At 69.0% G+C, this 7560-nt stretch carries 6 protein-coding genes and 1 tRNA gene; 4 read left to right on the top strand and 3 right to left on the bottom strand.

Features of this window, described 5'->3' with window-relative positions; all coding sequences use genetic code 11:
* The first annotated feature begins 1 nt into the window (after window position 1).
* The 3 genes from CCS38_RS09360 to CCS38_RS09350 are packed head-to-tail and all read left to right on the top strand — an operon-like array spanning window position 2 to window position 3466.
* On the top strand, window positions 2–1723 hold the full coding sequence (locus CCS38_RS09360; protein WP_223732734.1) for a branched-chain amino acid ABC transporter permease: 1722 nt from the start codon (window positions 2–4) through the stop codon (window positions 1721–1723).
* Between the two features lie 10 nt (window positions 1724–1733).
* Window positions 1734–2753, top strand: coding sequence for an ABC transporter ATP-binding protein (locus tag CCS38_RS09355; protein WP_223732733.1), 1020 nt, complete (start codon window positions 1734–1736; stop codon window positions 2751–2753).
* Window positions 2750–3466 carry an ABC transporter ATP-binding protein gene (locus CCS38_RS09350; protein ID WP_223732732.1) on the top strand — a complete coding sequence of 239 codons (717 nt, stop codon included), beginning with the start codon at window positions 2750–2752 and terminating at the stop codon, window positions 3464–3466. Before CCS38_RS09355 ends, CCS38_RS09350 begins: the two co-directional genes overlap by 4 nt.
* A gap of 193 nt (window positions 3467–3659) precedes the next feature.
* Here the strand turns inward: CCS38_RS09350 and CCS38_RS09345 are convergent, their stop codons facing one another.
* Window positions 3660–4322, bottom strand: a complete 663-nt coding sequence (locus CCS38_RS09345; protein ID WP_223732731.1) for an ANTAR domain-containing response regulator — start codon at window positions 4320–4322, stop codon at window positions 3660–3662.
* A gap of 91 nt (window positions 4323–4413) precedes the next feature.
* Between CCS38_RS09345 and CCS38_RS09340 the strand changes: the two genes are divergently transcribed.
* Window positions 4414–4497, top strand: a tRNA-Leu gene (locus CCS38_RS09340).
* Window positions 4498–5155: 658 nt separating this feature from the next.
* Here CCS38_RS09340 and pyk read toward each other — a convergent pair.
* Complete coding sequence (gene pyk, locus CCS38_RS09330) at window positions 5156–6592, bottom strand: pyruvate kinase (protein WP_223732730.1); 1437 nt, start codon at window positions 6590–6592, stop codon at window positions 5156–5158.
* A gap of 277 nt (window positions 6593–6869) precedes the next feature.
* On the bottom strand, window positions 6870–7560 hold a 691-nt coding region (locus CCS38_RS09325), incomplete at its 5' end, for an SIMPL domain-containing protein (RefSeq protein ID WP_223732729.1).

Raw genomic sequence — 7560 nt, 5'->3', positions numbered from 1 at the left:
CATCACCGCCGCCGGCGCCCTCGCCACCGCCGCCTCCACCGCCCTCTCCTGGACCTGGAGCAGCGAATTCCCCGGCGACCTCACCTACTACGGCTCCCCCGCCGGACTCCAGCTCGTCACCCTCACCGGCGCCCTCCTCACCCTCGCCTTCGCCCTGGCCGGCCTCGGCGTCCGCGGCCTGACCGCACTCACCCCCGGCGGCCGCAACGCGCCCGCCCTCTTCGCCGCCCTCGGCACCTTCGCCGCCACCTGGTTCACCCTCGCCGCCATCGCCGTACAGCTCGGCGGCCTGGTCAACCTCGAACCCGGCGGCTTCCTCGCCGGCATCGCCTCACTGATCGCCCTCGCCGGCGCACTCGGCCTCCCCGCCGACCACACCCCCGGCACGCCCCCGCACGGCCCGTGGCAGCGCTTCACCAACAGCTGCGCGGCCGTCCCCACACCCCGGCCCGCCAAGCAGCTCCCCGCCTGGGCCGAGATCCTCCTCATCGCCGTCGCCTTCGGCATTGCCCTCTACACCTTCACCTACGGCATCGACGCCGAGGACGGACCGCCCTTCGTCGGCTACCTCCTCTTCGTCGCGTTCGCCGTCGCGGCCGTCCACCGCGCCGGACTGATCAACCGCCTCACCGCACTCACCCACCGGCACCGCGGCATCGCACTCGCCGCCGCCTTCGTCTCCGCGGCCGCCTTCCCCTTCACCCAGGACACCGACGAGTACACGATCATCGGCGCCAACATCCTGATCTTCGCCACCGTCGCCCTGGGCCTCAACGTCGTCGTCGGCCTCGCCGGCCTCCTCGACCTCGGATACGTCGCCTTCCTCGGCGTCGGCGCCTACGCGGCCGCCCTCGTCTCCGGCTCCCCCGAATCCCCCCTCGGCATCCAATTCCCCTTCTGGGCAGCCCTGCTCACGGGAGCCGCCGCCTCACTCGTCTTCGGCGTACTGATCGGCGCCCCCACCCTGCGGCTCCGCGGCGACTACCTGGCCATCGTCACCCTCGGCTTCGGTGAGATCTTCCGCATCGCCATGCTCAACCTCAACGGCACCACAGGACCCGATGTCACCAACGGCGCCATGGGCATCCCCAACATCCCCAACCTGGAGATCGCGGGCTTCAACTTCGGCGAACCCCACGACATCCTCGGGGTCACCATCGCCACCTACGGCAACTACTACCTCCTCATGATCCTCGTGACGGCCTTCGTCGTCCTCGTCTTCCGCCGCGCCGCCGCCTCCCGCATCGGCCGCGCCTGGATCGCCATCCGCGAGGACGAGACCGCCGCCATCGCCATGGGCATCAACTCCTTCCGCCTGCGCCTCCTCGCCTTCGCCCTCGGCGCCGCCCTCGCGGGACTCGCCGGAACCGTCCATGCACACGTAGTAACGACCGTCACACCCGAGCAGTTCCAGTTCGCCGGACCGCAACCGCCCAACTCCGCCTTCCTCCTCGCCGCCGTCATCCTCGGCGGCATGGGCACCCTCAGCGGCCCCCTGGTCGGCGCGGCACTCCTCTTCCTCATCCCCGCCAAGCTGGATTTCCTCCAGGACTACCAGCTCTTCCTCTTCGGCCTCGCCCTCGTCCTCCTCATGCGCTACCGGCCCGAAGGACTCATCCCCGACCGCCGCAAGCAGCTCGAATTCCACGAAACCGGCCAGCTCGACGTGCCCGAACAGCGGCTGAGCGACGACACGACCGGCGTCACCAAGGCAGGGGCGTGAGGAGGACACCATGACCACACCCACCACCGTCACGAAGAGCGACGGCGCCGTCCTCGAAGCCGCGGGCGTCACCATGCGCTTCGGCGGACTCACCGCCGTACGCGCCGTCGATCTCACCGTCGCCCCCGGCGAGATCGTCGGCCTCATCGGCCCCAACGGCGCCGGAAAAACCACCTTCTTCAACTGCCTCACCGGCCTCTACACGCCCACCGAAGGCACCGTCAGCTACAAAGGCACCCGCCTCTCCCCCAAACCCCACCTCGTCACCCAGGCCGGCGTCGCCCGCACCTTCCAGAACATCCGCCTCTTCGCCAACATGACCGTCCTGGAAAACGTCCTCGTAGGCCGCCACACCCGCACCAAAGAGGGCCTGTGGTCCGCGCTCCTCCGGGGCCCCGGCTTCAAGAAAGCCGAACGTGGCAGCGAGACCCGCGCCATGGAACTCCTGGAATTCACCGGCCTGGCCGCCAAACGCGACCACCTCGCCCGCAACCTCCCCTACGGCGAACAGCGCAAGCTCGAAATCGCCCGCGCCCTCGCCAGCGAACCCGGCCTGCTCCTCCTGGACGAACCCACCGCAGGCATGAACCCCCAGGAGACCCGCGCCACCCAGAACCTCGTCCTCGCCATCCGCGACCAGGGCACCGCCGTCCTCGTCATCGAGCACGACATGCGCTTCATCTTCAACCTCTGCGACCGCGTCGCCGTCCTCGTACAAGGCGAAAAGCTCATCGAAGGCACCGCGGAAGTCGTCCAGGCCGACGAACGCGTCGTCGCCGCGTACCTCGGTACGCCCTTCGAAGGCGCACCGGGCGACGAGGAAGCCGCCGAGGTGGACGCGGCGGAGGCGAATGCCGCGGAGTCCCGGGCGCCGCAGCCGGCCGAGACGGCCCGTACGGAGCCGCCGGCAGACGGCACGGCCGACAGTACGACCGCTGCCCCTGGTACGAGCGCTGCGCCCGGTACCAGCACCGCACCCGGTACCAGTACCGCGCCCGACGAGAACCCCCCGAACGGAGACGCGCGATGACCGCCCTGCTCGAAGTCGAGGACCTCCGCGTCGCCTACGGCAAGATCGAAGCCGTCAAGGGCATCTCCTTCACCGTCGAAGCCGGCCAGGTCGTCACCCTCATCGGCACCAACGGCGCCGGCAAGACCACCACCCTGCGCACCCTCTCCGGCCTCCTGAAGCCACTCGCCGGAAAGATCACCTTCGACGGCGACGTACTCAACGGCGTCGCCCCCCACAAGATCGTCGAACGCGGCCTCGCCCACTCCCCCGAAGGCCGCCGCCTCTTCCCCCGCCTCACCATCGCCGAAAACCTCCAGCTCGGCGCCTTCCTCCGCAAGGACGGCACCGGCATAGAACGCGACATCCAGCGGATCTACGAGCTCTTCCCCATCCTCGGCGAACGCCGCAAACAAGCCTCCGGCACACTCTCCGGCGGCGAACAGCAGATGCTCGCCATGGGCCGCGCCCTCATGTCCCGCCCCAAGCTGCTCATGCTCGACGAACCCTCCATGGGCCTCTCCCCGATCATGATGCAGAAGATCATGGAGACCATCCGCGAACTGCGCTCCCAGGGCACGACGATCCTCCTCGTCGAACAGAACGCCCAGGCCGCGCTCTCCCTCGCCGACCACGGCCACGTCATGGAGATCGGCAGGATCGTCCTCTCCGGCACCGGCCAGGACCTCCTCCACGACGAGTCGGTCCGCAAGGCGTACCTGGGCGAGGACTGAGCGCCGTACGTACGGCCGACAACGCCCCGCCGCGCGCAGGAGCAACACCGAGGGCCGCACCGTGATTACGGTGCGGCCCTCGGCACAGCCCCTGTCGCCGCTCCGGACTGCCACTCGCCCCCCGGAGCGGACGAACGACTACTCGGAGGGCTGCCCCTCTGCTCGGAGGGGGCCTCTGCTCGGAAGGCAGCCTCTACTCGGAGGGCTGCTCCTTCTCCTTCTGCTTCTTCTCCTCTGCGTCCTCGATGACCGCCTCGGCGACCTGCTGCATCGAGAGCCGGCGGTCCATCGACGTCTTCTGGATCCAGCGGAAGGCGGCGGGCTCGGTCAGCCCGTACTGCGTCTGCAGAATGCTCTTCGCCCGGTCGACCAGCTTGCGAGTCTCCAGACGCTGCGTGAGGTCCGCGACCTCCTTCTCCAGCGTCCGCAGCTCCGTGAACCGGCTCACGGCCATCTCGATCGCCGGCACGACGTCGCTCTTGGAGAACGGCTTGACGAGGTACGCCATGGCACCGGCGTCCCGCGCCCGCTCGACCAGCTCACGCTGGGAGAACGCGGTCAGCATCAGCACCGGGGCGATGCTCTCCTCGGCGATCTGCTCGGCCGCGGAGATGCCGTCGAGGACGGGCATCTTCACATCGAGGATCACCAGGTCGGGGCGGTGCTCACGGGCCAGCTCCACGGCCTTCTCACCGTCACCGGCCTCGCCGACGACCGTGTAGCCCTCCTCCTCCAGCATCTCTTTGAGATCCAGGCGGATGAGCGCCTCGTCCTCGGCGATGACGACGCGGGTGGTCTGCGGCGGGACGTGCGACTGCTCGTCGGCGACGGGCTGCTCGGGCTCGGCGGCGCTCACGTGACTCCTCGTTCCAGGCAGGTGGTGCGTATGAAGCCTACCTAGCGACACCCACTAAGGCGCACACGGTATGCTGCCCGTGACCCATCCAGCCGGGTTGATGGAATCGGCAGACATGATCGCCTCAAAAGCGATTGCCCGAAAGGGCGTGCGGGTTCAAGTCCCGCACCCGGCACTTTGAGCCCGCAGAGCGGAATCTCACCTTCTCGTGAACTCTGTCGATTCCGCCGCATGAGCTGCAGCAGTCACTCACAGTGATCGCATGACTCAGCACGATCCCCTCCACGTCCCCCTCAGCACGGTCAGAGTCTGGCTACACCGAGACCGTGCCAGTCGTGGTGAGCGTCCAAACCCTCGCCTGCCAGAGTGTTCGCGCTGCGACGGCTGCGACCTGGACGAAGCCACGTACGCCCATCTTCTCGGCCGGTACCTGGGTGACGGATGCATCAGCCGACAACCCCGCGGTGGCTATGCCTTACGCATCGCCTTCGCCGACGCCTGGCCCGGTCTCATCACCGCATGCCGCGACGCCATCCGGCGCGTACTCCCCGCCCACAGCGCCTGCCTCGCCCGCAAACAAGGCTGCGTCATGGTGACCAGCCACAGCCGTCACTGACCGTGCCTGTTCCCGCAGCACGGCCCCGGCAAGAAGCACGAGCGGGCGCACCGTCCTCGAACCTTGGCAGCGGAAGATCGTCGGTGCACACCCGTGGGAGTTCATACGCGGGCTGATCGCAGTCGCGCCAAGCGCAGAACGTCTCCGTAGCCCGACGGGCGTCCGTAGCGCTCATGGACGCCCACGTCGGGCCCAAGTACTGACCTGAAGTACTGACCTACTGCGGCGCTTCGGCGTCGCCGATGCGGTGGACGCGGACCAGGTTTGTCGTGCCCGGGACGCCGGGGGGCGAGCCGGCGGTGATGATCACGACGTCGCCGCGTGCGCAGCGGCCGATGCGGAGGAGTTGCTCGTCGACCTGGGCGACCATCTCGTCCGTGGAGTCGACGGTCGGGCCGAGGAACGTTTCGACGCCCCAGGTGAGGTTCAGCTGGGAGCGCGTGGCCGGCTCCGGCGTGAAGGCGAGGAGCGGGATCGGCGAGCGGTAGCGGGAGAGCCGGCGGACCGTGTCGCCGGACTGCGTGAAGGCCACGAGGAACTTCGCGCCGAGGAAGTCGCCCATCTCGGCGGCGGCACGCGCCACCGCCCCGCCCTGCGTGCGCGGCTTGCTGGTCTCCGTGAGCGGCGGCAGCCCCTTGGTGAGGATGTCCTCCTCGGCGGCCTCGACGATGCGGCTCATCGTCCGGACGGTTTCGGTGGGGTACTTGCCGACGGACGTCTCGCCGGAGAGCATCACCGCGTCCGTGCCGTCGATGACGGCGTTGGCGACGTCGGAGGCTTCCGCGCGCGTCGGCCGGGAGTTGTCGATCATCGAGTCGAGCATCTGCGTGGCGACGATGACCGGTTTGGCGTTGCGCTTGGCGAGCTTGACCGCGCGCTTCTGAACCATCGGGACCGTTTCGAGCGGCATTTCGACGCCGAGGTCACCGCGGGCGACCATGATGCCGTCGAACGCGGCGACGATGTCGTCGATGTTGTCGACCGCCTGCGGCTTCTCGACCTTGGCGATGACGGGGAGGAAGCGCCCCTCCTCGCGCATGATGCGGTGGACGTCCTCGATGTCGCGGCCGCTGCGTACGAAGGAGAGCGCGATGACGTCGGCGCCGATGCGCAGCGCCCAGCGGAGGTCGTCCTGGTCCTTCTCGGAGAGGGCGGGGACGGAGACGGCGACGCCGGGGAGGTTGAGGCCCTTGTGGTCGGAGACCATGCCGCCTTCGATGACGCGGGTGCGGACCTCGGGGCCGTCGACGCCGATGACTTCGAGGGTGACCTTGCCGTCGTCGACGAGGATGCGTTCGCCGGTGGTGACGTCGGCGGCGAGTCCCTCGTACGTGGTGCCGCAGACGTGACGGTCGCCTTCGGCGTCCGGTTCGACGGTGATGGTGAATTCGTCGTCGCGTTCGAGGAGGACGGGGCCTTCTCGGAATCGGCCGAGGCGAATCTTCGGACCTTGAAGGTCGGCGAGTACGCCGACGCTGCGGCCGGTCTCGTCGGATGCCTTGCGGACCCGCTCGTAACGCGCCTCGTGGTCGGCATAGGTGCCGTGGCTGAGGTTGAAGCGGGCCACGTCCATTCCGGCTTCGACGAGTGCCTTGATCTGCTCGTACGAATCTGTGGCGGGTCCCAGGGTGCAGACGATCTTTGCTCGGCGCATGCCGTCGACCCTATGACTTACCGATGGGTAGGGAACTGTGGAGAGGTGACTGCCCAACGGCGGTGAGGTGAAAGGCTCTTGACAAGTATTGGAATGTGCGAGTCACCGCTCCTATGAGCAGCTTTCGAGGCTTGCACGGGCGCTCGTACATGCATCCGCGCGCCCCTCATATGTACGCACGCCTCGGACTGCCCCTACGCATCCACCGGCAGCGGGCCACGTCACGTCACAGCGGCCGCGTCACGTCACAGCGCCGCGTCAGTCAGCGCCGCGTCAGTCACAGCACGGGCCGGGTCATCGTGAAGCGCGCGTTGACGTGTGCGTACACGGTCTGCTGCTGGGGTTCGAGGTCGAGCGCGGGGGCGGTCTCCTCGTGAGCGGCGCCTCCGTAGGCGGCGCGGGAGCGGAGCATCGGGTTGCCGGCGGGTGCGGCGTTCTCGGCGCCGATGTCGGCGAGTTCGACGAGCGCGTCGAGTCGCGCGCCGAGCGCTTCGGCGTACTCGCGGGCGCGCTGTACGGCTTCGCGTACGGCCTGCTGGCGGGCCTCGCGGTGGGCGGGCGAGTCGGGACGCAGGTCCCACCAGGGGCCGGCGACGCGGGTGAGTTCCAGCTCGGCCAGCCGGGTGGCGAGTTCGCCGAGTGCGGTGAAGTCGGTGAGGGTGGCGGTGAGGTGGACGTTGCCGTGGTAGGCGCGTACGCGTTCGCCGCGGCCCTTGTGGGTGAGTTGGGGCGTGACGGTGAAGGCGCCGGTGGCGAGCTTTTCCACCGCCTCGCCGTAGCTCTTGACCAGGTCGAGCACTTCGGCGTTGCGGCGGGTGAGGTCCTGGAGGGCGGTGGCGCGGTCGGTGCCGCGGGCCTGGACGGTGATGCCGATGCGGGCGATCTCCGGGTCGACGTCGAGGCGGGCTTCGCCGCGTACGGCGACGCGCGGGACGTCCGGGGTGCCGTACGGGAGGGCATCGCCGGGG

Origin of the sequence: Streptomyces purpurogeneiscleroticus, from assembly GCF_020024005.1 — a bacterium.
Classification (GTDB): Bacteria; Actinomycetota; Actinomycetes; order Streptomycetales; family Streptomycetaceae; genus Streptomyces; species Streptomyces purpurogeneiscleroticus.
This window is presented reverse-complemented; position numbering and strand designations above follow the sequence as displayed.

Bases quoted from the DNA above. Each gene is read 5' to 3' on its own strand.
- CCS38_RS09350 (WP_223732732.1), top strand. From the start codon at position 2,750: ATGACCGCCCTGCTCGAAGTCGAGGACCTCCGCGTCGCCTACGGCAAG.
- CCS38_RS09355 (WP_223732733.1), top strand. From the start codon at position 1,734: ATGACCACACCCACCACCGTCACGAAGAGCGACGGCGCCGTCCTCGAA.
- pyk (WP_223732730.1), bottom strand. From the start codon at position 6,592: ATGCGCCGAGCAAAGATCGTCTGCACCCTGGGACCCGCCACAGATTCG.